Annotated in this window: 21 protein-coding genes and 1 tRNA gene; 7 read left to right on the top strand and 15 right to left on the bottom strand. The window is 68.8% G+C overall.

What is annotated here, in order from left to right; translation table 11 throughout:
* Nucleotides 1–35: 35 nt before the first annotated feature.
* From B9S57_RS13550 to clpB, 4 genes are all read right to left on the bottom strand, one after another.
* Nucleotides 36–815 (bottom strand): alpha/beta fold hydrolase, encoded by a 780-nt coding sequence (locus B9S57_RS13550; protein WP_103515811.1) that lies wholly within the window; start codon nt 813–815, stop codon nt 36–38.
* Nucleotides 816–982: 167 nt separating this feature from the next.
* Complete coding sequence (locus B9S57_RS13545; RefSeq protein ID WP_103515810.1) at nt 983–1540, bottom strand: YbjN domain-containing protein; 558 nt, start codon at nt 1538–1540, stop codon at nt 983–985.
* A gap of 71 nt (nt 1541–1611) precedes the next feature.
* Nucleotides 1612–2880 (bottom strand): MFS transporter, encoded by a 1269-nt coding sequence (locus B9S57_RS13540; protein WP_103515809.1) that lies wholly within the window; start codon nt 2878–2880, stop codon nt 1612–1614.
* Between the two features lie 334 nt (nt 2881–3214).
* On the bottom strand, nt 3215–5815 hold the full coding sequence (clpB, locus tag B9S57_RS13535) for an ATP-dependent chaperone ClpB (RefSeq protein WP_103515808.1): 2601 nt from the start codon (nt 5813–5815) through the stop codon (nt 3215–3217).
* A 136-nt stretch (nt 5816–5951) separates the two neighbouring features.
* On the opposite strand from clpB, the gene B9S57_RS13530 reads away from it, so the two are divergent.
* A complete protein-coding gene (locus B9S57_RS13530) occupies nt 5952–6353 on the top strand; it encodes a pyridoxamine 5'-phosphate oxidase family protein (RefSeq protein WP_103515807.1) in 402 nt (133 codons plus the stop codon).
* 109 nt (nt 6354–6462) lie between these two features.
* Here B9S57_RS13530 and B9S57_RS13525 read toward each other — a convergent pair whose 3' ends face one another.
* Together B9S57_RS13525 and B9S57_RS34450 are read right to left on the bottom strand one after the other, a co-directional pair.
* Nucleotides 6463–6783 carry a (2Fe-2S)-binding protein gene (locus B9S57_RS13525; protein ID WP_099173435.1) on the bottom strand — a complete coding sequence of 107 codons (321 nt, stop codon included), beginning with the start codon at nt 6781–6783 and terminating at the stop codon, nt 6463–6465.
* Nucleotides 6780–7229, bottom strand: a complete 450-nt coding sequence (locus B9S57_RS34450; protein ID WP_181011333.1) for a hypothetical protein — start codon at nt 7227–7229, stop codon at nt 6780–6782. The genes B9S57_RS13525 and B9S57_RS34450 overlap by 4 nt, the downstream gene beginning before the upstream one ends.
* 101 nt (nt 7230–7330) lie before the next feature.
* On the opposite strand from B9S57_RS34450, the gene B9S57_RS13515 reads away from it, so the two are divergent.
* Entirely contained in the window at nt 7331–8338 is a 1008-nt protein-coding gene (locus tag B9S57_RS13515) for a helix-turn-helix transcriptional regulator (RefSeq protein WP_181011332.1), read from the top strand.
* Nucleotides 8339–8496: 158 nt separating this feature from the next.
* A complete protein-coding gene (locus B9S57_RS13510) occupies nt 8497–9501 on the top strand; it encodes a LuxR C-terminal-related transcriptional regulator (RefSeq protein WP_103515806.1) in 1005 nt (334 codons plus the stop codon).
* 36 nt (nt 9502–9537) lie between these two features.
* Here B9S57_RS13510 and B9S57_RS13505 read toward each other — a convergent pair whose 3' ends face one another.
* From B9S57_RS13505 to dnaK, 4 genes are all read right to left on the bottom strand, one after another.
* Nucleotides 9538–9984, bottom strand: coding sequence for a heat shock protein transcriptional repressor HspR (locus B9S57_RS13505; RefSeq protein WP_103515805.1), 447 nt, complete (start codon nt 9982–9984; stop codon nt 9538–9540).
* Nucleotide 9985: 1 nt separating this feature from the next.
* Entirely contained in the window at nt 9986–11179 is a 1194-nt protein-coding gene (gene dnaJ, locus B9S57_RS13500; protein ID WP_103515804.1) for a molecular chaperone DnaJ, read from the bottom strand.
* 93 nt (nt 11180–11272) lie between these two features.
* Nucleotides 11273–11923 (bottom strand): nucleotide exchange factor GrpE, encoded by a 651-nt coding sequence (gene grpE / locus B9S57_RS13495; RefSeq protein ID WP_103515803.1) that lies wholly within the window; start codon nt 11921–11923, stop codon nt 11273–11275.
* Nucleotides 11920–13773, bottom strand: coding sequence for a molecular chaperone DnaK (gene dnaK, locus B9S57_RS13490; protein ID WP_103515802.1), 1854 nt, complete (start codon nt 13771–13773; stop codon nt 11920–11922). The genes grpE and dnaK overlap by 4 nt, the downstream gene beginning before the upstream one ends.
* Before the next feature lie 306 nt (nt 13774–14079).
* On the opposite strand from dnaK, the gene B9S57_RS13485 reads away from it, so the two are divergent.
* From B9S57_RS13485 to B9S57_RS13475, 3 genes are all read left to right on the top strand, one after another.
* Nucleotides 14080–14748 (top strand): sugar transferase, encoded by a 669-nt coding sequence (locus B9S57_RS13485; RefSeq protein ID WP_103515801.1) that lies wholly within the window; start codon nt 14080–14082, stop codon nt 14746–14748.
* 92 nt (nt 14749–14840) lie between these two features.
* The gene (locus B9S57_RS13480) at nt 14841–17108 is read left to right on the top strand and encodes a (Fe-S)-binding protein (protein WP_103515800.1); all 2268 of its coding nucleotides are present in this window, start codon (nt 14841–14843) and stop codon (nt 17106–17108) included.
* 192 nt (nt 17109–17300) lie between these two features.
* The gene (locus B9S57_RS13475) at nt 17301–18227 is read left to right on the top strand and encodes a Yip1 family protein (RefSeq protein WP_103515799.1); all 927 of its coding nucleotides are present in this window, start codon (nt 17301–17303) and stop codon (nt 18225–18227) included.
* Between the two features lie 69 nt (nt 18228–18296).
* Here B9S57_RS13475 and B9S57_RS13470 read toward each other — a convergent pair whose 3' ends face one another.
* Both B9S57_RS13470 and dcd read right to left on the bottom strand, forming a co-directional pair.
* Nucleotides 18297–18797: a phosphoribosyltransferase gene (locus B9S57_RS13470; RefSeq protein WP_103515798.1), complete on the bottom strand. Its 501-nt coding sequence runs from the start codon at nt 18795–18797 to the stop codon at nt 18297–18299.
* 6 nt (nt 18798–18803) lie between these two features.
* Complete coding sequence (gene dcd, locus B9S57_RS13465; protein WP_103515797.1) at nt 18804–19379, bottom strand: dCTP deaminase; 576 nt, start codon at nt 19377–19379, stop codon at nt 18804–18806.
* Between the two features lie 477 nt (nt 19380–19856).
* Between dcd and B9S57_RS13460 the strand changes: the two genes are divergently transcribed.
* Nucleotides 19857–19930 (top strand) — tRNA-Gly (locus tag B9S57_RS13460).
* A 51-nt stretch (nt 19931–19981) separates the two neighbouring features.
* Here B9S57_RS13460 and B9S57_RS13455 read toward each other — a convergent pair.
* From B9S57_RS13455 to B9S57_RS13445, 3 genes are all read right to left on the bottom strand, one after another.
* Complete coding sequence (locus B9S57_RS13455; protein WP_103515796.1) at nt 19982–20965, bottom strand: IS481 family transposase; 984 nt, start codon at nt 20963–20965, stop codon at nt 19982–19984.
* A 352-nt stretch (nt 20966–21317) separates the two neighbouring features.
* The gene (locus B9S57_RS13450; protein ID WP_103515795.1) at nt 21318–21743 is read right to left on the bottom strand and encodes a cytotoxic translational repressor of toxin-antitoxin stability system; all 426 of its coding nucleotides are present in this window, start codon (nt 21741–21743) and stop codon (nt 21318–21320) included.
* Nucleotides 21740–22156, bottom strand: a complete 417-nt coding sequence (locus B9S57_RS13445; RefSeq protein ID WP_103515794.1) for a prevent-host-death protein — start codon at nt 22154–22156, stop codon at nt 21740–21742. The genes B9S57_RS13450 and B9S57_RS13445 overlap by 4 nt, the downstream gene beginning before the upstream one ends.
* Nucleotides 22157–22982 lie beyond the last annotated feature (826 nt).

Raw genomic sequence — 22982 nt, 5'->3', positions numbered from 1 at the left:
GGGCGGGCCGTCCGCTCCCCCGCACGGACTGCCGGCTACGGCTCCCCGTGGGCGGCGAGCGCCGCCGCGGTGGCGCGCGCGAAGCCCTCCGGGTTGTCCAGCATGACGGTGTGACCGCAGTCCGGGACCGGGACGACGGACACCCCTGCCCGGGTGAGCGCGTCGGCGCCCGGGAGCGGGCCGTCGGCCTCGGGCAGCAGGTAGGCGCGGGGGATCCCCAGGCCCCGCAGCAGTTCGCGCACGGTGGGATCGGTCCCGCGGACGAGGTGGGTGGCGCTGCGGTGGAGGGCTTCCCGGCCCGCGAGGCGCATGGTGGACCACCAGTGCGGGCCGACGCGGTCGCGGACCTCCTCCCAGCCGCCCGCCAGGAACTCCTGCTCGGAGTAGGCGGCGATGCCGCTGCTGCCGCCTGCGCCGGGCGTGGGCGGGACCGGGTCGAGGTTGGCGTCGACCAGGACCAGCCGGGAGACCAGGGAGGGGTGCCGGGCGGCCAGGACGACGGCCACCGAGCCGCCCATGCTGTGGGCGATCAGCTCGGCGCCGCTCACGCCCGCGGCCCCGAGAGCTGCCGCGAGCGCGTCGGCGTGCGACTCCAGGGTGTAGGAGAAGCCTGTCGGCCGGTCGCTGATGCCGTGGCCGAGCAGGTCGATCAGCAGCGAACGGTGACCGGCCAGCAGTGGGTGGACCGCGGCCTCGGCGAAGTAGGCGGGGGACGTCGCGCCCAGACCGTGCACGTAGGCGCGGGGAGGTTCCCGGCCCGGCAGCTCCACCCAGCGGATCCGGTCGCCCTCGGCCGTCACGGTGGCGCTGCGCACTGTCTGCTCCCTGCGGTCGAGATCGATGGCCGGACGAGGGTAGCCGCCGGACCGGCCACGACGACGACCCACCCCGGAAGCGCCGGCCACGACGAAGGGCCCGCCCCGGGGGCACCGGCCGCTGCGGCCGGACCCCGGACCGGGCCCTTCGTCGTTCGTCCGCCGGATCAGGCCTCGGGGGTCTGCTCCGTGCCGGCGTCACCCTCGGGCGCCTTCTCCTCGGGCGCCAGGCCGAGACGCTCCACGAGCCACTTGTCGAACTCGATCGAGGCCCGCACCCAGCTGACCGTCGAGGAGACGAAGTGCTCCAGGCTCACGCCGGTGCCGATGAGCATCTGCGCCTCACCGACCAGCCGCACGGAGGCGGCAGCGCCCTCCTCGCCCTCGTGGGCGTGGGTGTAGACCTTGGGCCACAGCGTGCGGCGGTTCCAGTCGTCGATCGCGTCGAGCAGGACGGGGCGCTGGTCCAGCGCGTGGGCGCGGTCGTAGAAGGTCCGGACCGAGAAGACCTGCTGCTCCTCCTCGCCGCGGAACATGAAGTACGTCCGGAAGTCTTCCCACGGCGCGGCGAGGTCGCCCTCGTCGTCGACGACGAACTTCAGCTCCATCTGCTCGAGAAGCTGCTTGACGAGGTCCTGGTCGGGGACCACGGGGCCCTCGGGTCCTGACGCCTGCGGTTCGGGCTGGCCCCCGAAGTTGGGAATCGAGGACGGGTCGATAGACATCGCTGGGTACTCCTGTGGATCGCACGTGGTTTTCCTGGCTTCGACCCTAGCCGCGATCGCGGCCGGTAGTCCTACGCGCTCAGGGGAATCGTTCCCCCGCTTGTTCCCCTGGCCCTCGACCAGGAAACCGCGACCAGGACGGCGCAGAGCGTGCCGACGAGTCCCGCCCCTCCGATCGCCCGGCCCGAGGACCCGAGGAGTTCGGCCGCCACGCCGCCCCCCGCGACACCGATCCCCTGCATGGCGGTCAGCCCGGACCTGGCCAGACCCAGTGTCTGACCTCGCTGGTCGGCCGGGGTGAGCAGGACGAAGGTCGCCCCCGCGGTGATCTGGTACGCGGAACAGATCCCCGACACCATCAGCACCAGTACGGCCACGCCCACGCCGGGGCCCGCCCAGTAGACGATCAGCGGAAGGTTGGCCCCCACCGCCAGCGGCCCGAGCAGTCGGCGGCGCCGCTCGACGTCGAATCCGGCGCGTCCCAGGAGCGCCGCGCCCAGGACCATTCCCGCCGGATGGGCGGCGAGCAGCAGCCCCACCGACGCGGCGCCTCCGCCGGCCTCCTCCGCGAAGGGGGCGGCCAGGCCCTCCGGCAGCACGATGAACCCCGCGAGCCAGCCGAGCGCGACCAGCGAACGGAGCCGCGGGTCCGCCCAGATGAGTGCGGCGGCCTTCCCCACCTGGGTGTGCATCCGCTTCGGCCGGGCGTCGGCGCCCTCCTCCACCGGCCGCGCCTTCACGCCCATCCTGATCAGGGCGGCGGAGACCAGGAAGGTCGCCGCGTTCAGTCCGAGCGAGACGTGGCTCCCCAGCCATACGACGAGGACCCCGCCGGCGCCGAAGCCGATCAGCTGTCCGGCCTGGTGCGTGATCATCATGACCCGCTGCCCCTGCTCGTACAGGCGCTCGCCCAGGACGGCGGGCATCAGGGCCCCCTGCGACGCCCCGAACGGCGCCTCCGCGAGCTGGGCCAGCACCAGCAGTCCGGCCAGCACCGGCAGGGGCGTCCCGGGCAGGGCCATCAGTCCGACGAGGACCGCGCGCACCAGGTCGCACCCGATCATGACCGTGCGGCGCGGGAAACGGTCGGCGAGTCCGGTGAGGAGCACCCCGGACAGCAGGGCCGGCAGGCTCGTCAGGGCGTAGGTCGCCGCCGTCCAGCCGGCCGAATCGGTGCGTTCGAAGACGAGGATCGACAGCGCGACCCGGGCCAGCTGATCACCCAGGACCGACTGCGCATAGGCCGTCCAGAGCGTACGAAATTCGCTCCGCCGGATAAGGCTGCCATTTCCGTAATCCTTCGGCTCCGCACTCGCCTCGCCGGGTATCCGATCCGTCATGCGCGTACCCTACCGGTCGGGAAATTCGGCACCACCATCCTTGCGGTCAAAAGAAAAGGGCCCGGAGTGTCCCGGTATTGCGTGGAACACGATCACTCGCACTTCCGCCGATCCGGCTCCGCCTGAGGGTGCAGATATGTATCGCCCCGGCACAAAGACGGTCCGGGCCGTATCACATCCGCCATTCAGCCACGGAACGGAAATTTTCGGCTCAATTTGGAGGGCGGCTCTCCCCGCGATGCGTGCCAGATGCACTCATCAAGGGGCGCACCTGCGCACACACCGGTGTCCCCGGCCGGGACGCGAGGTCTCGGCCGGGGACACGGAGGACGGGCTACAGGGTCTTCGCCGCCGTCGCGGCTCCCACGGTCAGGCCCTCTCCGGCCCGGTCGACGCGGACGGTGTCGCCGTCCCTGACCTCGCCCGCGAGGATCTCCTTCGCGAGCCGGTCACCGATCGCCGTCTGGATGAGCCGACGCAGCGGCCGGGCGCCGTAGGCCGGGTCGTTGCCCTCCTCGGCCAGCCAGGCCAGCGCCTCGGGGGTGACGTCGAGGCCGATCCGGCGGTCGGCCAGCCGGTCGGCCAGCCGGGCCACCTGGAGCCCCGCGATGTGGGCGAGCTCGTCGCCGGACAGCGCGGAGAAGACGACCAGGTCGTCGAGCCGGTTGAGGAACTCCGGCTTGAAGGAGGCCCGTACGACCTCCAGGACCCGTTCCTTCTTCGCCTCGGGCTCGGTCAGCGGATCGACCAGGTACTGGCTGCCGAGGTTCGACGTGAGGATCAGGATGGTGTTGCGGAAGTCCACCGTCCGGCCCTGTCCGTCGGTGAGCCGGCCGTCGTCGAGCACCTGGAGCAGGATGTCGAAGACCTCGGGGTGGGCCTTCTCGACCTCGTCCAGCAGCACGACGCTGTACGGGCGGCGGCGGACCGCCTCGGTGAGCTGGCCGCCCTCCTCGTAGCCGACGTAGCCGGGCGGGGCCCCGACGAGCCGGGCGACGCTGTGCTTCTCGCCGTACTCGCTCATGTCGATGCGGATCATGGCCCGCTCGTCGTCGAACAGGAAGTCCGCGAGCGCCTTGGCCAGCTCCGTCTTGCCGACACCGGTCGGACCGAGGAAGAGGAACGAGCCGGTGGGCCGGTCGGGGTCGGAGATACCGGCGCGTGTGCGGCGTACGGCGTCGGAGACGGCCCGCACGGCCTCGGTCTGGCCGATCAGCCGCCTCCCCAGCTCGGACTCCATGCGCAGCAGCTTCTGGGTCTCGCCCTCCAGGAGGCGCCCGGCCGGGATGCCGGTCCAGGCTCCGACGACGTCGGCGATGTCGTCGGGGCCGACCTCGTCCTTGACCATGGTGTCGGTGGAGGCCTCCTGCTCCGCCTCGTCCGCCTCGGCGAGCTCCCGCTCCAGGCCGGGGATCTCCCCGTACAGCAGCTGGGAGGCCGTGTCGAAGTCGCCGTCGCGCTGGGCGCGCTCGGCCTGGCCGCGCAGCTCGTCGAGGCGCTCCTTGAGCTCACCGACGCGGTTCAGGCCCTGCTTCTCCTTCTCCCAGCGCGCGGTGAGACCGCGCAGCTCCTCCTCCTTGTCCGCGAGGTCGCGGCGGATCTTCTCCAGACGCTGCTTGGAGCCCTCGTCGCTCTCGTTCCTCAGCGCCAGCTCCTCCATGTGCAGCCGGTCGACGGACCGCTGGAGCTCGTCGATCTCCAGCGGTGAGGAGTCGATCTCCATACGGAGCCGGGAGGCCGCCTCGTCGACCAGGTCGATCGCCTTGTCGGGGAGGAACCGGGAGGTGATGTAGCGATCGGAGAGCGTCGCCGCGGCCACCAGCGAGGAGTCGGCGATCTGGACCTTGTGGTGCGCCTCGTAGCGGCCCTTGAGGCCACGCAGGATGGCGATGGTGTCCTCGACGGACGGCTCCGCGACCATGACCTGCTGGAAGCGGCGCTCCAGGGCGGGATCCTTCTCGATCCGCTCGCGGTACTCGTCCAGCGTGGTGGCACCGACCATGCGGAGCTCACCGCGGGCGAGCATCGGCTTGAGCATGTTGCCCGCGTCCATCGCGGAGTCGCCGCCGGCGCCCGCGCCGACGACGGTGTGCAGCTCGTCGATGAAGGTGATGATCTGCCCGTCGCTCTCCTTGATCTCGGAGAGGACGGTCTTCAGACGCTCCTCGAACTCACCGCGGTACTTGGCCCCGGCGACCATGGCGCCGAGGTCGAGGGAGACGAGCCGCTTGTTCCGCAGGGACTCCGGGACGTCGCCCTTGACGATGCGCTGGGCGAGCCCCTCGACGACGGCCGTCTTGCCGACGCCGGGCTCACCGATGAGCACGGGGTTGTTCTTGGTGCGGCGCGAGAGCACCTGCACGACGCGGCGGATCTCCTGGTCACGGCCGATGACCGGGTCGAGCTTGCCCTCCCGGGCGGCCGCCGTGAAGTCGGTGCCGAACTTCTCCAGTGCCTTGTACTGACCCTCGGGGTCGGGAGTGGTCACCCGGCGCCCTCCCCTGCTCTTCTCGAATGCGTCCAGCAGCTCCTTCGCGCCGGCTCCCTGCCCGTCGAGGATCTCACCGGCGCGGCCGCCCTTCGCCGCGATGCCGATCAGCAGGTGCTCGGTGGAGAGGTAGTCGTCCCCGAGCTCCTTCGCCCGCTGCGCGGCGTCGGAGATCACGGCCAGCAGGTCGCGGTTCGGCTGCGGCGGGGCCACGGTCGACCCCGTGACACTGGGCAGCGAGGCGAGCAGCCTCTCGGCCCCGGCGCGTACGGCCACCTGGTCGGCGTCGACGGCGGCGAGCAGGTCGGTGATGTTCTCGTTGTCCTCGCCCGAGAGCAGCGCGAGCAGCAGATGCCCCGGGGTCAGATCGGGATGACCGTCCTTGACGGCCCTGCTGGTCGCCGCGTTGAGGGCGTCCCGGCTCCTGTTGGTCAGCTCGGCGTCCACGGGCGCTGTCTCCTCCTCGTGCTGGTACTTCAGGGAAGTTTGACTCGAACAACGGATACAAAGTTGAGTCTATTCCACTCAAGGCTGATCCGGGGCCTCCGGGTTGCCCCGATCCCCCTCCGTCTAGCCTGACCCCATGCCCGACGTACGCAACCCAGGCCCCGGCTACCTCGCCTTCTGGCGGGAGCGCCACGTGTGCACCCTGACCACGCTCCGCCCTGACGGCACACCGCACGTGGTGCCCGTCGGCGTGACGTACGACCCGGAGACACGGATCGCCCGCGTCATCACGGGCCGGAACACGAGGAAGGCTGCCCACGTCCTGGCAGCGGGCCCGGAGGGCGCGCGGGTCGCGGTCTGCCAGATGGAGGGGCGCCGCTGGGCCACCCTGGAGGGCCGGGCGGTGGTGCGCGCGGAGCCCGAGGAGGTCCGGGACGCGGTGCGCCGCTACGCGGTGCGCTACGAGCGCACCCCGCGGCCCAATCCCGAGCGCATCGTCATCGAGATCGCCGTGGACAGGGCCCTCGGAAACGCCTGAGGAATTCGAGTGAATTCCGGACAGCACAACGGCGCCACCGTGTTCAGGTCACGGTGGCGCCGCTGTGTGGGGGAAGTGCCGGAACGATATGGAATATCGGGGGAATCGTTCAGGCACTGCGGGGGGTGGCGGAAATGGCTTCTTGTTCGAACAGCTCATGGTCACGCTGATCGAGATTAACGAAAATCATGCCGTACCTCACGGCGCAGCGAACAGGCTGCGGAGCTCCGCGCGGCCGGCGCAGACAGCGATAGGCGCGGATGTCGTCATCCGTTTCCATCACCACGAGGATCGGTTCTCCGAACAGGGTGACCATCAACGAATCGCCCTGGCGGGTAAGTGCCGTGAGCAGATCGATGAAATGCCACCCTGAGCGGTACGCCGTGGCCATCTCCCGTCGGAAGGTGCGGTCGTCCGGTGGGGTGGTCATGCGCCGGCGCGGGTCGGAGTGGACCATGCGATGTCACCCGGCGCGGCCTCGGCGTTCCAGGCGATGTCACCGGGCACGGACGCGGCCCGCACACCCCAGGCGATGTCACCCGGAGCAGGAGCGGCCTCGACGTTCCAGGCGATGTCACCGGGCACGGACGCGGCCCGCACACCCCAGGCGATGTCACCCGGAGCAGGAGCGGCCTCGACGTTCCAGGCGATGTCGTCCGGCACACTCTTCGCGCCCCACGCGATGTCACCGGGCACAGAAGCGGCCCGCACACCCCAGGCGATGTCACCCGACGCGGCCTCGACGTTCCAGGCGATGTCACCCGGTACCGCAGCAGCGTCCCCACCCCAGGCGATGTCGCCTCCGCCCGCCAGTCCAATGCCCAGGGCTGCAACGAACGAGGCGGCAAGCGCCGAGCGAAGCATTCGCTTATACATGGTCGGCTTCGTCCTCACTTGTGGATTGTTCTCCCCCGCACCAAAGACGATGTCCCACCCGGGCACTCGAACACCACTGAGTCGATGCATCATGTTCCTGCATGTTCAGGAACCTGGGGGGTGGAGATATGACCGCAAGCCATACAAAGCCGACACATCCTCACGGGATTACCGAACTATGTGAAGAAGGGGGGCTCTTGTACGCCGGCGCGCTGCGCTCCGGACGCATCGCACGCTCCGAGGTGGCGACCGCTCCCTGCCTGATCGACTTCGCCCTGCTGCACCCCGATCCCGACGACCCCGACTGGCTCCGGCCCGTACCGCCGTCGGCCGCGCTGGCGAAGCACCTGCACCCGCTCGAACGCGAGATCCTCGAACGCAGGCGGCGCTCCGTGCTGCTGGCGGAGTCCTTCGAACCGTTCATGGACATCAGCGCCCAGGACCCGCCGACCACCCACGCCATCACCGTCCTCGAAGGCGCCAACCGGATCAACGCGGCCCTGGACCTCGCCACGGCCGAGTGCCGCACCGAGGTACTCACCGTCCAGCCGGGCGGCGGCCGGAGCGAGGACCGCCTCAGCGAAGCCCTGGAGCGGGGCCTGGCCGTCGTGGACCGCGGGGTGCGTCTGCGCACGCTCTACCAGCACACCGTGCGGCACAGCCCCAGCACGCTGGCCTACGCCGAACTCATAGCGGACGAGAACGTGGAGATCCGCACGCTCGAAGAACTCATCGAGCGACTCATCATCTTCGACCGCACGGTCGCCTTCATCCCCGCCACGAACGACCGCCAGATCGCCCTGGAGCTGCGCCACACAGGGCTGGTCGAGTATCTCGCCACGGTGTTCGAGCAGCTCTGGAACAGGGCCGCTCCCCTGCTGGAAGAGGTCAAGTACACATCGACCCCACGCGGGATCACCGGTGTTCAGCGCTCGATCGCCCAACTCCTCGTCGAGGGACACGTCGATGACTCCATCGCCCGTCGCCTAGGTATGAACGTACGCACCTGCCGCGCGCACGTGGCCAAGCTGAACGCCACGCTGGGCAGCAACAGCCGCGCCCAACTCGGCTACCTCATAGCTCAGTCGGGGATCCTGGACCAGCAGTGATCCGGAAGCTCCCGGACAGGGACGCGCTGACGGCAGGCACCACCGCATCCGGGTTGCGCCGGACCGCGTCCCCGACAGGTCCAGCCTCTCTCCGCCGTTAGGCTTTTGGCCACCGTCATCTTGTTGCAGTGCACGAAGCGGGGGGTTCCCAAACCGACATGGACGAAGCCAAAAGAGCCCATTCTCACGGCACCCGTGAGCTGTGCGAGCCGGCCGTCCGCCTGTACGAGGAGGCCCTGCGCGAGGGGCGCCTGCCCCGCACCGCACTCGCCTCGGCGCCCTGCCTGCTCGAGATGGCCCTCGTCGAACCCGACCCGCGTGACGGTGGCTGGCTCCGTCCGGTCCAGCCGTCCGCCGCCCTGGCCCGCCTGCTGCAGCCCATCACCCGCGAGATCAGCGATCGGATCCGGCTGACCTCCACGCTCGCCGCGGCGCTGGCGCCCCTCGCGGCGGTCTCCGACGAGGACCCCAACCTCGCCATCACCGTGCTGGAGGGCCGTTCCCACATCATCTCGGCGCTCAAGGAGGCGTCCGGCCGCGCCACCGAGGAGGTCCTGACCGCGCAGCCGGGCGGCAACCGCCTCGCGCACAACCTGGAACAGGGCCTGGTCAACGCCCGCTCCGCGATCGCCTCGGGCGCCCGGCTGAGACACCTCTACCAGCACCCCGCCCGCTACAGTCCCGGGCTCAGGGACTACGTGGCGCAGATACCGGCCGCCCACCTCCAGGTGAGGACCGTCGAGCAGACCGTCGACCGCCTCATCGTGTTCGACCGCGCCGTGGCCTACATCCCGGCCGCCCCCGGGGACGAAGTGGCCCTGGAGATCCGCCATCCGGCCCTCGTCCGCTATCTGACCCGGGTCTTCGAGGTCCTCTGGGCGCAGGCGACCCCCTACAGCGAGCAGTTGCCCACCGCGGCCCCCGGGGCGCCCGTCACGGCCGTCCAGCAGACCATCGCCCGTCTGCTCGTCGAGGGCCACGTCGACGACGTCGTCGCCCGCGAGCTCGGCATCAGTGTCCGGACCTGCCGCTCCCACATCTCCAAGCTGATGCAGACGCTCGACGCCCACAGCCGCACCCATCTGGGAGCGCTCCTCGTGCGTTCCGGCATCGCGGACCAGGAACCCGGAACGACGGCGAAGGGGCCCGCCCCCGGAGTGTGAAACCCCGGAGCGGGCCCCTACGGCCTGCGGCGCGCCTCAGTCCTTCGCCCTCTTCGGCCGCCAGACCACCAGCGCGCTCGTCTGCTGCACGTCCTGGTACGGCACCAGATCACGCCGGTAGGAGGCGTGCACCTGGGCCTCGCGCTGCTGCATGGCCACCGCCGCGCCGTCCACCGCCGCCGAGAGCTCGGCGACGCGCTGCTGGAGCGCGGCGACCTGGTTCTCCAGCTCGATGATGCGCTTGATGCCCGCGAGGTTGATGCCCTCGTCCTGCGACAACTGCTGCACGGTGCGCAGCAGTTCGATGTCACGGGCCGAGTAGCGCCGGCCGCGCCCGGCCGTACGGTCGGGCGAGACCAGGCCGAGCCGGTCGTACTGACGCAGTGTCTGCGGGTGCAGGCCCGAGAGCTGGGCCGCGATCGAGATCACGTAGACCGGTGATTCGTCGGTCAGCTGGTACGGATTACGCCGACGGCCGTCCATCTCAAGCTCCCTTCGCAGCCTGGAACAGCTCCGCCCGCGGGTCCTCCCCCGCGGTCGCCTTCCGATAGGCCTCCAGCGCGTCCTGAGCGTCCGCACCGAGGTCCGTGGGCACGGACACCTCGACGGTGACCAGGAGGTCGCCCCGGGTGCCGTCCTTGCGCACGGCGCCCTTGCCCCGGGCCCGCATGGTACGTCCGTTGGGGGTACCGGCCGGGAGTTTCAGGGTGACCGGAGGCCCCCCGAGCGTAGGTACCTTCACCTCGCCGCCGAGGGCCGCCTCGGGGAAGGTGACGGGCACGGTGACGGTGAGGTTGTCGCCCTTGCGGCCGAAGACCGGGTGGGCGTCGACATGGACGACGACGTAGAGGTCGCCGGCCGGTCCGCCGCGCTCGCCCGGGCTGCCCTTGCCGCGCAGCCGGATCCGCTGGCCGTCCAGCACCCCCGCGGGGATCCTGACCTGCATCGTGCGGGCCGACTTCGCCCGGCCGCTGCCCTTGCAGACGTCACAGGGGTCCTGGGCGATGAGGCCCCGGCCCTTGCAGTCCACGCAGGGGTCGGTCAGCGAGAATCCGCCGCCGGTACCGCGCGACACCTGTCCGGTGCCCACACAGGTCGGGCAGACCCTCGGGGTGCCGTTCTTGTCGCCGGTGCCCGAACACGCCTTGCAGGGGGCCTGGCTGGACATCCGCAACGGGACCGTGGCCCCGTCGACCGCCTCGGTGAAGCTGAGCGTCACCTCGGACTCGATGTCCTGGCCGCGCCTGGGCTGGACACGTGTGCCCGCACCGCCGCGGTTGAACAGTCCGCCGAAGACATCGCCCAGGCCGCCGCCACCGCCGCCGCCGAACCCGCCGGCACCGGCGGTCTGGCCGCCGCCCGGGGCTCCTCCGAAGAGGTCCCCCAGGTCGAAGTTGAAGTTGCCGCCCGCACCGCCGGGACCCGCGCGGAAGCCTCCGTTGCCGAAGAGGGCGCGCGCCTCGTCGTACTCCTTGCGCTTCTTGGGGTCACCGAGGACGTCGTTCGCCTCGGAGATCTCCTTGAAGCGCTCCTCGGCCTTGGCGTCACCCTTGTTGGCGTCCGGGTGGTACTCGCGGGCGAGCTTCCGGTACGCCTTCTTGACCTCGGCGTCGGTGGCGTCCTTGGGGACGCCGAGAACCTTGTAGTAGTCCTTCTCGACGAAGTCCTTCGTGCTCATCGACGTCCCTCCTCCCGGACGATCGGCCGTGCGGCCGGCCCCGTGGCCGGCCGCACGCCCCGTCGGTGTTCACCGCAGTGGTCGGACGGAATGTCAGACCTCTTCGGTGCCACCGCTCTCCTCGTCGTCTGCCTTCTCTTCCTTCGCCGCCGAGGGCGTGGCGCCCGGCTGCGGTTCGGCCACCGCCACCCGCGCGGGGCGGATGGTGCGCTCCCCGATGCGATACCCGGGCTGCAGGATCGCCACGCAGGTCGTCTCGGTGACGTCCGGCGCGTACGAGTGCATCAGGGCCTCGTGGATGGTCGGGTCGAAGGGCTCGCCCTCCTTGCCGAACTGGTGGAGTCCCAGCTTCGCGACGACCGTCTCCAGGGATTCGGCCACCGACTTGAAGCCACCCACGAGCTCGCCGTGCTCGCGGGCCCTGCCGACGTCGTCGAGCACGGGCAGCAGCTCGGTCAGGAGGCCGGCCACGGCCACCTCCTTGACCTGCACCCGGTCCCGCTCGACGCGGCGGCGGTAGTTCTGGTACTCGGCCTGGAGCCGCTGGAGGTCGGCCGTCCGCTCGTTGAGTGCGGTACGGACCTGGTCCAGCTGGGCCGTCAGGGCCGCTGTCTGCTGTACGTCCCCGGCCGGGGCCGCCGCCTCCTCCTCGGAGGGGGTGGCGGCCTTCGGCTCGACGTCGTCGGGGTTGGCGCCGGAGGGGACGTCAGGCTTCTCGTCGAAGCCCGGAGTCTCCTCGGTCACGCCGCACCGCCCTTGGTGTCCTTCTCGTCGTCCACGATCTCGGCGTCGACGACGTCGTCGTCGGCCTTGGCCTGACCGTCGCCCGGCGCCTCGGCGCCCGGCGTCGCACCCTCGGACTGGGCGTTGGCGTACATCGCCTGGCCCAGCTTCTGGGAGACGGCCGCGACCTTCTCCGTGGCGGTGCGGATCTCGGCGGTGTCCTCGCCCTTGAGCTTCTCCTTCAGCTCGGTGAGCGCGGTCTCCACCTCCGTCTTCACGTCGCCGGGGACCTTGTCCGCGTTGTCCGCGAGGAACTTCTCCGTCTGGTAGACGAGCTGCTCGCCCTGGTTGCGGGACTCGGCGGCCTCACGACGACGGTGGTCCTCGTCGGCGTACTGCTCGGCCTCTTCGCGCATCCGGTTGACCTCGTCCTTCGGCAGCGAGGAGCCACCGGTGACGGTCATCTTCTGCTCCTTGCCGGTGCCGAGGTCCTTGGCGGCGACGTGCATGATGCCGTTGGCGTCGATGTCGAAGGCGACCTCGATCTGCGGCACACCGCGCGGGGCCGGCGGCAGACCGGTCAGCTCGAACATCCCGAGCTTCTTGTTGTACGCCGCGATCTCGCGCTCGCCCTGGTAGACCTGGATCTGCACGGACGGCTGGTTGTCCTCGGCCGTCGTGAAGATCTCGGAGCGCTTGGTCGGGATCGTGGTGTTGCGCTCGATGAGCTTCGTCATGATCCCTCCCTTGGTCTCGATACCGAGGGAGAGCGGGGTCACGTCGAGGAGCAGGACGTCCTTGACCTCACCCTTGAGGACACCGGCCTGGAGCGAGGCGCCGATCGCGACGACCTCGTCCGGGTTCACGCCCTTGTTGGCGTCCTGGCCGCCCGTGAGCTCCTTGACGAGCTCGGCGACGGCCGGCATACGGGTCGAGCCACCGACGAGAACGACGTGGTCGATCTCGGAGAGCTGGATGCCCGCGTCCTTGATGACGTTGTGGAACGGGTTCTTGCAGCGGTCCAGGAGGTCCGCGGTCAGCTGCTGGAACTGCGAGCGCGTGAGCTTCTCGTCCAGGTGCAGCGGGCCCTCGGCGGACGCCGTGATGTAGGGCAGGTTGATCGTGGTCTCGGTCGAGGACGAGAGCTCGATCTTCGCCTTCTCCGCGGCCTCGCGGAGACGCTGGAGAGCCATCTTGTCCTTGGACAGGTCCACGCCGTGCCCGTTGGCGAACTGCTTCACCAGGTAGTCGACGACACGCTGGTCCCAGTCGTCACCACCGAGGTGGTTGTCACCGTTGGTGGCCTTCACCTCGACGACGCCGTCGCCGATCTCCAGGAGGGACACGTCGAAGGTGCCGCCACCGAGGTCGAAGACGAGGATCGTCTGGTCGTCCTTGTCGAGGCCGTACGCCAGGGCGGCGGCGGTCGGCTCGTTGACGATGCGCAGGACGTTCAGGCCCGCGATCTCGCCGGCCTCCTTCGTCGCCTGGCGCTCGGAGTCGTTGAAGTACGCCGGAACGGTGATCACCGCGTCGGCGACCTTCTCGCCCAGGTAGGACTCGGCGTCGCGCTTCAGCTTCTGCAGGATGAAGGCGCTCATCTGCTGCGGGTTGAAGTTCTTGCCGTCGATCTCGATCTTCCAGTCAGTGCCCATGTGGCGCTTGACCGAACGGATCGTCCTGTCGACGTTGGTGACCGCCTGGCGCTTGGCGACCTCGCCGACGAGCACCTCGCCGTTCTTGGCGAAGGCGACGACGGACGGCGTGGTCCTGGCGCCCTCGGCGTTGGTGATGACGGTGGGCTCGCCGCCTTCGAGAACGCTGACGACGGAGTTAGTCGTGCCCAGGTCGATGCCGACCGCACGTGCCATTTCAATTCCTCCAACTGACTACTTGAGTGGATCTGACTCAAGGATGCATGACACCCACCCCGGAGTCAAAGGACCTGAGCCACTTACGCTCAACTTATGTGCTCACCACGCGATTGACCAGGGACTTTGCCCTGCGGGGGCACCACAAACCCCCGCCGGCACCTCACCGGGAAGGACTCTCGCCCGCGACACCCGGCATGCGCTCCACGTCACACACCCCCACCCACCATCGCACCGTGGGATCGTTCTGTCACAAAATGCATCGAGTCGGTCATAACGCCACTCGCCAATCCCGGGGCAGGTGCAATGCGGAACGCGAAGCAGACTGCGGCACGAAGGACACGACGCCTCACCGAACCGGTGGTGGCCAGGGCCACGACGGCCTGTGACCGCATCGCCGGGGCACTGGGGGCGGTGACCGCCAAGCGGACCCTGGACCTCGCGCTCGGCTCGGCCCTCCTGCTCCTGGCGGCACCCGCACTGGCCCTCGCCGCCCTGGCCCTCACCCTCCGGCTGCCCCGCACCGGGGGAGGCACACTGCGGCGCGAGACCCGGATCGGCCTCGGCGGCCGCCCCTTCGAACTGCGCTCGCTGCGCACCCGCCGGCTCCGGCTCGACCTGCTGTCCCGACTGCCCCACGTCGTACGGGGGGAGCTCTCCCTGGTGGGCCCCCCGCCCCTCACCTCCGACGAGGCAGCCCTCCTCTGCCCTGGGGCCCGGCGCCGGCGGCAGGCGCTGCGCCCCGGCCTGACCGGCCTGGCCCAGGTCCGCGCCCGGTCCGGGATGCCCTGGGACGAACCCGCCCTCCTCGACGCGCACTACGCAGAGCATCATGGGACGGGGCTCGACCTGGCGATCCTGGCGGAATCCGTACGCATCCCTGCGTATGCGGCACTCCGCCGGCTACGCCTTCCGGGGAAGGCTCACCTGAGCGACACAGATCACCGCCTGCCCGGCTACAGCGTGGCGGAATAAGTGGATAGTGTCAGCACAGACTGATTAAGTTACTGCTTAGTAATCGCTTGTACGCACTGGATCCCACCCTCGCAGGCCCGAGGAGCCCCCAAATGCAACTCGCCGCGATCATCGTGTCGCTGGTTCTGATCGTGGTCGGCGTGGCACTTTTCGCCCGCGCCCTCCTGCAGATCTACACCTTCATGCGGCTCGGCCAGAACGTGCCCGCAGGCACCCGTACCGACGAACCCGTACAGCGCACCGTCACCGTGGCCAAGGAGTTCCTCGGCCACACCCGGATGAACCGCTGGGGCGTCGTCGGTGTCGCGCACTGGTTCGTGGCGGTGGGCTTCTTCTCGCTGCTGCTGACGATCGTCAACGCCATCGGCCAGCTGTTCCAGGCCGACTGGCTGCTGCCGATCGTCGGCGAGTGGGCGCCGTACAACATCTTCGTCGAGTTCATCGGCACGATGACGGTGCTCGGCATCGCGGTCCTGATCGTGATCCGCCAGCTCAGCAGGCCGGGCAAGCCGGGCCGCAAGTCCCGCTTCGCCGGCTCCAACTTCGGCCAGGCGTACTTCGTCGAGGCCGTCATCCTCATCGTCGGCGTCTGCATCTTCATGCTCCACGCCCTCGAAGGCGCCCAGCACCACGTCACCAGCTACGAGTCGTCGTTCTTCATCTCGTACCCGGTGGTCTCCTGGCTCGAGGGCATGGACATCTCCACGCTCCAGAACCTCACCTACTTCTTCGCCGGCCTGAAGATCGCGACCTCCTTCATCTGGATGATCACGGTCGCCCTGAAGACCGACATGGGTGTCGCCTGGCACCGCTTCCTGGCCTTCCCGAACATCTGGTTCAAGCGGAACGCCGACGGCGACGTCTCGCTCGGCGCACTGCTGCCGATGACCAGCGGCGGCAAGGAGATCGACTGGGAGGACCCGGGCGAGGACGACACCTTCGGTGTCTCCCAGGTCGAGCAGTTCTCCTGGAAGGGCCTCCTCGACTTCTCGACCTGCACCGAGTGCGGCCGCTGCCAGTCGCAGTGCCCCGCCTGGAACACCGGGAAGCCTCTCTCCCCCAAGCTCCTGATCATGTCCCTGCGCGACCACGCGCACGCCAAGGCCCCGTATCTGCTGGCCGGCGGCGGCAAGGACATGGAGGGCAACGAGAAGGCCACCGAGGAGCAGCTCAAGGACGTCCCCGCGGCCGCCCTCGCCGAGGCGGAGCGCCCTCTCATCGGCACCGCCGAGGAGAACGGCGTCATCGACCCGGACGTGCTGTGGTCCTGCACCACCTGCGGCGCCTGCGTCGAGCAGTGCCCGGTCGACATCGAGCACATCGACCACATCGTCGACATGCGCCGCTACCAGGTGATGATCGAGTCCGCGTTCCCGTCCGAGGCGGGCACGATGCTCAAGAACCTGGAGAAGAAGGGCAACCCCTGGGGGCTCGCCAAGAAGCAGCGCGTCGAGTGGACCAAGGAGGTCGACTTCGAGGTCCCGATCGTCGGCAAGGACATCGAGGACCTCAGCGAGATCGACTACCTGTACTGGGTCGGCTGCGCCGGCGCCCTCGAGGACCGCGCCAAGAAGACGACGAAGGCCTTCGCGGAGCTCCTCCACATCGCGGGCGTCAAGTTCGCGATCATGGGCGGCGACGAGAAGTGCACGGGTGACTCCGCCCGCCGCCTGGGCAACGAGCCGCTGTTCCAGCAGCTCGGCCAGGAGAACGTCGCCATGCTGAACATGGCGTTCGGCGAGGATGACGACGACGACTCGACCAAGAAGGCGAAGGCGACGAAGAAGATCGTCGCGACCTGCCCGCACTGCTTCAACACCATCGCGAACGAGTACCCGCAGCTCGGCGGCGAGTACGAGGTCATCCACCACACCCAGCTGCTCCAGCACCTGGTGGACGAGGGCAAGCTCATTCCGGTGACGCCGGTCGAGGGTCTGATCACGTACCACGACCCCTGCTACCTGGGCCGTCACAACAAGATCTACACGCCTCCGCGCGAGATCATCGCCAAGGTGCCGGGTCTGCGGAACGAGGAGATGCACCGCCACAAGGAACGCGGCTTCTGCTGCGGCGCCGGTGGTGCCCGGATGTGGATGGAGGAGCGGATCGGCAAGCGCGTCAACAACGAGCGCGTCGACGAAGCCCTCTCGCTCAACCCGGACATCGTCTCCACCGCGTGCCCGTTCTGCCTCGTCATGCTGACCGACTCGGTCAACGGCAAGAAGAACGACGGGCAGGCGAAGGAGTCGGTGCAGGTGGTCGACGTCTCGCAGCTGCTCCTGGAGTCGGTGAAGACACCTGCCGACCCGGCGGACGACGCGGATACGGCCGACCAGCCGGAACCGGAGCCCGTCAAGTAGCCGTCTCCACCCACGGAAGCGGCCGGACCTGCCTCGGGGGCAGGACCGGCCGCTTCCGTATGTCCGGCCCTGCTCAGGGGGTACGGCAGGCCCCCCGGGGTTCCCCTAGGGGATGTCACAGCTAGGCAGCAATGGCACCCGTGTTCCCCCGGCCCACCCACCGCACCCGCGCGGACCAGGTACGTTCGATGTGTGGCTGGATTCAGGATCGGACGCGGCCGGGACAACCGCACACCGCAACAACACCCGCAGCAGCAACAGCCGTACGGAGCGCAGGCATCACCGCCGCCGTACGGCGGGCAGTCGTGGCCCCCGGCAGGAGGCAACGGCGCAGCGTACGGCGGCCCCCAGGGCGCCCCGTACAGCGGCGGGCACGGCGGCAACGGACACGGGGGTGGGAACGGGCACACAGGCGGGCACGGCGAACCGGAGTACTTCGGCGAACCGCACCACCAGCCGTCGCAGCGGGACCCGTACGCCAACGCCCCGGGGCACACCCAGGCGTTCAGCATCGACGAGGACCCGTACGGCGACGGAAGCACCTACCAGGCCGGCCAGGCCCCGTCGCACCCCTCCGGGCCGCGGCTGCACTGGAAGCAGCTGCTTAGCGGCATCGTGATGCGGCCGGGACCGACGTTCTGGCAGATGCGCGACTACCCCGTCTGGGGCCCCGCGATCGTCGTCACGTTCGTCTACGGCCTGCTGGCCCTCTTCGGATTCGACCAGGCACGCGACGAGGCGATCCACGCGGAGGTCTCCACGGCCGCCCCGTACGTGATCTTCACGGGCCTCGGCTTCATCGTCGGCGGCCTCGTCCTCGGTGCGGTCACCCACACCCTGGCCCGCCAGCTCGGCGGCACGGGCTCCTGGCAGCCGACCGTCGGCCTGTCGATGCTCATCATGTCGATCACGGACGCGCCCCGGCTGGTCTTCGCCCTGTTCCTCGGCGGCGAGAACTCCCTGGTGCAGATCCTCGGCTGGGTCACCTGGCTGGCCGCCGGAGCACTGTTCACCTCGATGGTGAGCAAGTCCCACGACCTGCCGTGGCCGAAGGCCCTGGGCGCCTCGGCGATCCAGCTGATCGCCCTGCTCTCGATCATCAAGCTCGGCACGATCTGATCCCGTACGCGGAAGAAGGGGCCCCGGTGCACGGCACCGGGGCCCCTCCTGTGTCTCTCGCGCGTGTGCCTACGAGTCGAGGACCTGGCCCTCACGCCGCACGACGGGCTTCTCGACGCTCCACGGGAAGTTGATCCACTGGTCGGTCTTCTTCCACACGTACTCGCATTTCACGAGCGAATGCGACTTCTCGTAGATGACCGCGCTGCGCACCTCGGCCACGTGGTCGATGCAGAAATCACGGACCAGCTTCAGCGTCTTTCCGGTGTCGGCGACGTCATCGGCGATGAGGACCTTCTTCCGCGAGAAGTCGATGGTGTTCGGAACGGGCGCCAGCATGACCGGCATCTCCAGCGTGGTCCCGACCCCGGTGTAGAACTCGACGTTCACCAGATGGATGTTCTTGCAGTCCAGGGCGTACGCCAGACCGCCGGCGACGAAGACGCCGCCGCGCGCGATGCTCAGCACGACATCCGGCTCGTAGCCGTCGTCGGCGACCGTCTGCGCCAGCTCCCGTACGGCGTGCCCGAAGGCCTCGTACGTCAGATTCTCCCGCGCTTCACCAGCCATGCCGCATCACACCTGAGTCCGATGGAAATTCATGTAGGAACGCGAGGCTGTGGGCCCTCGCTGGCCCTGGTAGCGCGAGCCGTAACGCTCGGATCCGTACGGGAACTCGGAGGAGGACGTCAGCCGGAACATACACAGCTGCCCGATCTTCATTCCCGGCCAGAGCTTTATCGGAAGGGTCGCCAGATTCGACAGCTCAAGGGTCACATGGCCCGAGAAGCCGGGGTCGATGAACCCCGCGGTCGAATGCGTCACCAGACCGAGCCGCCCCAGCGAGCTCTTGCCCTCCAGGCGCGACGCGAGGTCGTCGGGGAGCGAGATGACCTCGTAGGTCGAGGCCAGGACGAACTCCCCGGGGTGGAGGATGAACGCCTCGTCGCCCTCCGGCTCGACCTGACGGGTCAGGTCGACCTGCTCGACGGCGGGATCGATATGCGGATAGCGGTGGTTCTCGAACACCCGGAAGTAGCGGTCCAGCCGCACGTCGATGCTCGAGGGCTGCACCATCGAAGCGTCGAACGGGTCAATGCGAACCCGCCCGGCATCGATCTCGGCCCGGAGGTCCTTATCTGAGAGAAGCACGCACCGAGGATACGCAGAACGCGCGAGCCGCCCCCAACCGGACCGTCCCGCGCGCCTGCCTCACCCCTCTAGCGCTCCTCGAACACCACAGGAACCGCCTGCCTCAGCCGCGCACAGCGCGGACAGCGGATGAGCCGCCCGGGACCGATCCGCTCGGACCCGAGCTGCTGCATCGGGAACGACGAGGTAGCAAAAACGTGCCCTTCGGCACAGCGGACGACGGTGCGCTCCATCGACTCCATCAAGTCCCTTCCCCAACCAGCCTTGGACGAGACCGCCACATTAGGGGATGAACAGGACGCCACTCCAGGCGGCACTCCGACCACCCACGCTACGCCTTCAACTCCCCCCGCCCACACCCGCATCCACACCCGCATCCACACCCCGGAACGACACGCGGGCCCCACGGCGGAGACGCCGGGGGCCTGCGATGGGGTAGAGTGTGCGACGATGCACCGCCGATCATCGGCGTGCCTCGCGGGTGTAGTTTAATGGTAGAACATGAGCTTCCCAAGCTCAGAGCGCGAGTTCGATTCTCGTCACCCGCTCCATGAAAAAGCCCCAGGCCAGCGGCCGGGGGCTTCTTTGTTGTCTGGACCGGTCTAGGTGTATTGACCCTCAGCGTTGTTGACTCGGCTGATCGGTGGCTTGCCGTCGAGTGCGGTGTGGCAGCGGTGGTGGTTGTAGCTGTGGAGGAAGTCTGCCAGGGCAGCCGTGCGCTCGTCGTTGGAGGTGTAGGGCCGCAGGTAGGCCCACTCCTCCTGGAGGGTGCGGTTGAAGCGTTCGACCTTGCCGTTGGTCTGTGGCCGGTAGGGGCGGATGCGCCTGTGGGCGATGCCATCCGCGGTTAGGGCCTGGGTGAAGAGTGTGGACTTGTAGCAGGAGCCGTTGTCGGTCAGAACCCGTTCGACAGTGACGCCGTGTCGCGTGAAGAACGCGTGAGCCCGCTGCCAGAACCCGATCGCGGTGTGCTGGCGTTCGTCGGCCAGGACCTCGCTGTAGGCGAGGCGGGAGTGGTCGTCGACGGCGGAGTGGATGTAGCTGTAGCCGATCACCGGTTTGCAGCTCTTGCGCAGGTCAGTGGTGTTCTGCCGGTTCTGGTTACCGGTTGTTCTACCGACCGCGCGCCAGCCCCCGCCGTCAGGGATGTTGCCGGGCTTCTTGATGTCGACGTGCACCAGCTCGCCGGGACGGCTGCGTTCGTAGCGGCGTATCGGCTCGCCGGAGGGCCGGTCGAGCCAGGCCAGACGGTTCAGGCCGTGACGGGTCAGGATCCGGTGCACCGTGGAGGCGGGCAGACCGAGGATCGGGCCGATCCGGGCCGGGCCGAGCTTGCGGGCCTTCCGCAGATCGCAGACAGCCGCTTCCGTGCCAGGGGCCGTGCGGTGCGGGGTCGTGCGCGGTCGGCTCGAGCGGTCGAACAGCCCCGGGTCGCCCTCGGCCTGCCACCGTCGCACCCACTTGTGGGCGGTCGCCCGCGAGATTCCCATCTCTGCGGCCACATGAGCGACCGGACGGCCGGAACAGACACGTTGGATCAACAGCCGCCGGCCATGAACAGTCAGCCGGGCATTACGGTGGGACACGAAGACCTCCGTGTGGTGCAGTCCTAGACAGCTCCACCACACCGGAGGTCTTCGCCTTTGATCAAGACCCCCGTGTCAACAACGCTCGTGATCAATACATCTAGGCGTCGTGCACCGGATCCGCACCAGCAAGCTTCTCCTCGGCCTTCTCGCTGACGGTGAGCCGCAGGTCGACCAGTCGCTCGCGACCTCCTGCAGCCACTCAAGGTCGGCGCGGTGGAGGCTGTCGAGGTCCGGGGCGTGGTGGGCGATGGCGACGAACTCGCCTGCCGGCCCAGCTCTCGCGGGAGTACGGGGAATTCGCACCCAGAGTCTCCTTCAAGGCACTGCGGGCCGCCATCCTGGCCCGCACTCAAGTCCCTTCGGTCCAGTACTGATGGAGCCGGGTCACCGCGTCCTTTTTGGTCAGCTCGGCTACCGCCTCTTCTGCGAGGCCGACCCGATGAATCAGCAAATACACCATGTCTGCGGGCAGTGCCTCCTTCGGTACCGCCGGAGCCCCCCGGTCCGGAAGCCGGCCATCAAGCACGCAGCCCCAGAATTCATCCTCGGAGACGTCGAGCTGGTCCCGCAGGATGTGACTCCATATCCCCGCGCCATAAACCGTGCGATCCACCGGGTGGGAGATCCTCGTGCGTAGGATCCGCGCATCGTGCAGCGTCAGCTCGTAGGTGACGTGGTGAGTACCGGTACGCCCACGCGCATCTCGTACCTGTTCCCATTGCTCGACGACACAGAACCTCTCGTGGCGCTCGCGGTCCGGCTGCGGTCGGTTCACCGGCCTGTTCCGACCAGCCAGTCTGCAAGCTGCTGGTCGTCACTTAGAGCGACCAGCTGCACCAGACCCCAGTTGTCCTGATGATTAGGGGCTGTGCGCAGACGGTCCTGCCAATCCTCGGCATAGTCGCGCAAAGCATCGACCATTTCACTCACGGCCTCATCGAAGGACGCTCCGTCCGCTGCCACCGGAAGTCCGGGGATGAAGATCGACCAGCCCCCCGACTCCGCAACCGCCTGCGCTTTCACCGAGCAGACCAGTGACAGGTAGTGACGCAGTCGCTCGACATCCACGACTGCAGCGCGGCCAGTATCCCGGCGCACTGTCGCCACCCGGCCCTCACCGGCCGCATCGAGAAGATCCTTGAGGTGAGTGCGCGCCTCGGTATAGCTCTCGTAGTGCACTGCGGACATGACAGTCTCCTTCGGTCCCTGTCAGGATGCCCCTCCCTGCTAAGTACGTCAAGTACTCCACGTACTCAAGCTCCAGGTCGGCCGACCCACGGTCTCCGCCGACAGCCACAGCAGGTCGTCCACTGCCGCTGCCTGCGGCTGAGGCAAGAGCCCACCGGCGAACCAGCGTCGCTTGTCAGAGCGAATCACTTCCACGCGTCGGCCCTCATGGCACCGCCCCGCACACTCCGTGCCGCTGCGCATCACTCCCGGGAAGGGGGAACGCATGACCGCCACCCGTTCCGCACGATCGGGGGCCGTCCCTCCCGATCACCGTGCCCCAGCCGTGCCCTTCGGAGCGGACAGCAGCGGTCACGCACGGTCCCCAGCGGGCTCGTCAGACTCACACGACCGGGACGAACGTGCAGGCCAGGACCGCCGTGGCAGTCAGAGGACCGTTGATTCCCAAGCTCAGAGCGCGAGTTCGATTCTCGTCACCCGCTCCATGAAAAAGCCCCAGGCCAGCGGCCGGGGGCTTCTTTGTCGTCCGGGCCGCTTCAGGGCCCCGGACCAGATCCGCGCCATAGGACTCTCTCTTTGTCTTCACGGGGAGCTACGCACGAGGGCATCCAGCCAGCCTGGCGAACGTAACGGCAACGCTCAGGATGACGCCGCCCGACCCGGCTCGACCGATCTCATTACGGCCTCGGGGCCTGAAGCCATCGGGTCGCACCGTCCGTGGAGCTTGGCTGACGAGTGCCCCAGGTCCATAGCGATTGCATCGAGGGCAACTGCTCCGGGGCTCCGGCCGCAGCCCGACCATCCCGCCGGAACCAGCCCCCTGACA

This window comes from Streptomyces sp. SM10, assembly GCF_002910915.1.
In the GTDB taxonomy this organism is placed as follows: domain Bacteria; phylum Actinomycetota; class Actinomycetes; order Streptomycetales; family Streptomycetaceae; genus Streptomyces.
The sequence above is the reverse complement of the archived record's forward strand: the minus strand, read 5'-3'. Positions and strand labels throughout refer to the sequence as shown.

Excerpts from the sequence above, each read along its gene's own strand:
- B9S57_RS34450 (WP_181011333.1), bottom strand. The coding sequence starts at position 7,229 with ATGTATAAGCGAATGCTTCGCTCGGCGCTTGCCGCCTCGTTCGTTGCA.
- B9S57_RS13515 (WP_181011332.1), top strand. The coding sequence starts at position 7,331 with ATGTTCAGGAACCTGGGGGGTGGAGATATGACCGCAAGCCATACAAAG.
- B9S57_RS13510 (WP_103515806.1), top strand. The coding sequence starts at position 8,497 with ATGGACGAAGCCAAAAGAGCCCATTCTCACGGCACCCGTGAGCTGTGC.
- B9S57_RS13530 (WP_103515807.1), top strand. The coding sequence starts at position 5,952 with ATGCCCGACGTACGCAACCCAGGCCCCGGCTACCTCGCCTTCTGGCGG.
- B9S57_RS13505 (WP_103515805.1), bottom strand. The coding sequence starts at position 9,984 with ATGGACGGCCGTCGGCGTAATCCGTACCAGCTGACCGACGAATCACCG.
- B9S57_RS13470 (WP_103515798.1), bottom strand. The coding sequence starts at position 18,797 with ATGGCTGGTGAAGCGCGGGAGAATCTGACGTACGAGGCCTTCGGGCAC.
- dnaK (WP_103515802.1), bottom strand. The coding sequence starts at position 13,773 with ATGGCACGTGCGGTCGGCATCGACCTGGGCACGACTAACTCCGTCGTC.
- B9S57_RS13540 (WP_103515809.1), bottom strand. The coding sequence starts at position 2,880 with ATGACGGATCGGATACCCGGCGAGGCGAGTGCGGAGCCGAAGGATTAC.
- B9S57_RS13545 (WP_103515810.1), bottom strand. The coding sequence starts at position 1,540 with ATGTCTATCGACCCGTCCTCGATTCCCAACTTCGGGGGCCAGCCCGAA.
- B9S57_RS13445 (WP_103515794.1), bottom strand. The coding sequence starts at position 22,156 with ATGTCCGCAGTGCACTACGAGAGCTATACCGAGGCGCGCACTCACCTC.
- B9S57_RS13480 (WP_103515800.1), top strand. The coding sequence starts at position 14,841 with ATGCAACTCGCCGCGATCATCGTGTCGCTGGTTCTGATCGTGGTCGGC.
- dnaJ (WP_103515804.1), bottom strand. The coding sequence starts at position 11,179 with ATGAGCACGAAGGACTTCGTCGAGAAGGACTACTACAAGGTTCTCGGC.
- B9S57_RS13485 (WP_103515801.1), top strand. The coding sequence starts at position 14,080 with ATGCGGAACGCGAAGCAGACTGCGGCACGAAGGACACGACGCCTCACC.
- B9S57_RS13525 (WP_099173435.1), bottom strand. The coding sequence starts at position 6,783 with ATGACCACCCCACCGGACGACCGCACCTTCCGACGGGAGATGGCCACG.